The 2,624-nt window shown below is 59.5% G+C and carries 3 protein-coding genes; 1 reads left to right on the top strand and 2 read right to left on the bottom strand.

Annotated elements, in window-relative coordinates; translation table 11 throughout:
* Positions 1 to 149: 149 nt before the first annotated feature.
* Positions 150 to 905 carry an IS21-like element helper ATPase IstB gene (gene istB, locus NKJ13_RS31465; RefSeq protein WP_125007203.1) on the bottom strand — a complete coding sequence of 252 codons (756 nt, stop codon included), beginning with the start codon at positions 903 to 905 and terminating at the stop codon, positions 150 to 152.
* A 12-nt stretch (positions 906 to 917) separates the two neighbouring features.
* Entirely contained in the window at positions 918 to 2,429 is a 1,512-nt protein-coding gene (gene istA, locus NKJ13_RS31460; RefSeq protein WP_502901966.1) for an IS21 family transposase, read from the bottom strand.
* On the opposite strand from istA, the gene NKJ13_RS31455 reads away from it, so the two are divergent.
* On the top strand, positions 2,428 to 2,589 hold the full coding sequence (locus NKJ13_RS31455) for a hypothetical protein (protein WP_189556919.1): 162 nt from the start codon (positions 2,428 to 2,430) through the stop codon (positions 2,587 to 2,589). The genes istA and NKJ13_RS31455 overlap by 2 nt on opposite strands.
* Positions 2,590 to 2,624: the final 35 nt, after the last annotated feature.

The following is a 2,624-nucleotide window of genomic DNA, read 5'->3' as shown; positions in this document are numbered from 1 at the left end:
TGCGTATTCCGACGAAGCCGGCCATCGATTCCGATTTGAAGCCGGCCGGTCATTCCGATTTCAATCCGGCCGGTGTTCCGATTTGAAGCCGGCCATTTTTCGGACTGATCCTGGGTCTCGTTGATGTTTGGATTGGGTTTCGTTTCAGGTCAAGCTTGAGCTGTTTCAGACGCTCTTGGCGAGCGCTGTTTTCGCATGCTTTCACCGGTGAGATCGATGCGATAGGCGTTGTGAACGAGGCGGTCCAGGATGGCATCGGCCAGAGTTGGGTTTGCAATGATCTCGTACCAGCGATCCAGAGGCAGCTGACTGGTGACGATTGTCGATCGGCGTTCGTAGCGGTCTTCAATGATCTCAAGCACATCACGCCGCTGGTCATCATTGAGTTTTTCCGGTCCCCAGTCATCGAGAATGAGAAGGTCGGTTTTGGCAAGTTGCTTGAGGATCCGGCCATAACGTCCGTCGCCTCTGGCAAGGGCAAGAGTTGCAAACAGCCTGGGAACGCGGTGATAGGCGACGGAGAAGTCTTCGCGGCAGGCCTTGTGGCCGAGAGCGCAGGCCAGCCAGCTCTTGCCCACGCCCGCCGGCCCGGTGATGAGAAGACTGTGATGCTTTCTGATCCAGTCGCAGCCGGCGAGCGCCATGAACAGATTGCGGTCAAGACCGCGTGCGGCACGGAAGTCGGCATTCTCGATCTGTGCGTCATGGCGCAGCTTTGCAGCCCTGGCGCGGGCTTCGAAACGCTTCTGGCGGCGCATGGTAGCCTCGCGCTCAAGCAGCATGGCAAGCCATTCGCCATGCTCGAGGCCGCGTGCTTCGGATTGTGCGTCGAGCTCCTGGAAGGCGGTGGCCATGCCATGAAGGCCGAGTTCGCGCAGCATGTCGATGGTGGGATGGATAAGCATTGGTGTGTCTCCTCAATGAAAGTAATCAGGGCCACGCAGATTGGCGTGATCGACGATGGCGGTCGGTTCGGTGGAATGCCTTGCGGCCTTGTGATTGGCGATAAGCGAGGCAATGCTCTTGCAGTTCAGGCCACCGATCTCGACAGCGCGGGCTGACACAGCTTCGGCGCGATCGCGTGTGACATCGCGAAACAGGCGCAGGACACCCAGGCATGTTCGAAAGCCTTGTTCAGGATGTGGGCGGCTGGCGAGGATTGCGACAATCAAGCCTTCCGTCTCGGGGCCGACGGATGCGGCCCAGCGACGGAAGCGATCTGGCGTCCACTCGGCATAGCGCCGGTGGGAGCTGGGCATGTGATCCGGATCGGTTCCATGGCGAGGACCGCCATAGCGGCGCTGATGCACCGCGACGCGCTTGCCGCGGTGGAAGATCTCGATGGTGCGTGCCGTTGCTCTCAGATCGACCTGCTGGCGAATGAGGCTGTGCGGCACGGAATAAAAGAAGGTCTTGAACTCGACGTGGTAATCCGTCGAGACGCGGGCCAAACGCCATTCGGCAAACTCGTAATCCTCCAGTGGAAGACTGGCCAAAGCCGGGCGCTCGACACTCTCGAACAGCTGCCGGCGACTGACGCCCAGCCGGCGCATGACGTGATCATTGATGCGATCGAGTGCCTGGCGAATGGCGGCATTGGCCTCGGCCAGCGAGAAGAAGGTCTGATTGCGCATCCGCCCCAGAATGCATGATTGGGCGAAGCGGACGCCGTTCTCGACTTTGGATTTGTCCTTCGGCCGTCGCGGCCGTGCCGGCAGGACACCGACACCATAGTGGGATGCCATCATGCCGTAGCTGCGGTTGATCTCGGGATCGTAGAAACTGGCGCGGCTGACGCCAGACTTCAAATTGTCGGGAACGACCAACCGGGGAACGCCTCCGAAGAAACGAAACATCCGAACATGCGAGCCGATCCAGTCGGGAAGTGTTTGTGTCCATGTTGCTTCAGCATAGGTGAAGCTGGATGCGCCGAGCACTGCCACGAAGATCTCTGCCTCGCGGATCTCACCGGTCTTGCGATCAACAATCGGGATCTTCTTGCCGGAATAGTCGACGAAGACCTTGTCGCCGGCCGCATGCTCCTGGCGCATCGTCGGCGAAAGCCGCTGCTCGAAACTGCGAAAGAGTTCGCAGAAGCGACTGTAGCCGTATCCTTCGGGATGCGACCCACGATACTCCTCCCAGAGGATGAGCAAGGTGACACCGGGCTTCTTGAGCTCGACGGCAAGATCGGCCCAGTTTGGTTCTGTGCGTCTTCTCGTGCCCTGTTTGACGCCGTTGCGAGTGAAGAGTTTGTTCTCGAGCGCATCGTCGGTCAGTTCGCCCGGCAAGGGCCAGCTCAATCCAACCGCCGCTGCGCGCTGCAGATTATCCTGCACCGTGCTGCGCGCTATTCCCAAGACGACGGCAATCTCGCGGGAGCTGGTCCCGCTTCCGGCAAGCCGCAGCATTTGTCGTAACTGTCTCATGGTCAGCCTTCTCTTTGCCGGCATCAAAATCTCCCCGTTCATCGCGGGGCATTTGATGCCAAAGTTGCTGACCCAGGAGGTAATGTTCAGTGCCGAAAACTGGCCGACTTTTGATTGGAATGGTGGCCGGCTTCAAATCGGAATGGTGGCCGGTCTTTGATCGGAATGGCGGCCGGCTTCACGTCGGAATCCGCA

The organism is Mesorhizobium sp. M0174 (genome assembly GCF_040322275.1).
Taxonomy (GTDB): domain Bacteria; phylum Pseudomonadota; class Alphaproteobacteria; order Rhizobiales; family Rhizobiaceae; genus Mesorhizobium.
Note: the sequence above shows the minus strand (reverse complement) of the source record. Positions and strands in the feature narration are given on the sequence as shown.

Coding starts and splice junctions, on each gene's coding strand:
- istB (WP_125007203.1), bottom strand. CDS start 905: ATGCTTATCCATCCCACCATCGACATGCTGCGCGAACTCGGCCTTCAT.
- NKJ13_RS31455 (WP_189556919.1), top strand. CDS start 2,428: ATGGTCAGCCTTCTCTTTGCCGGCATCAAAATCTCCCCGTTCATCGCG.
- istA (WP_502901966.1), bottom strand. CDS start 2,429: ATGAGACAGTTACGACAAATGCTGCGGCTTGCCGGAAGCGGGACCAGC.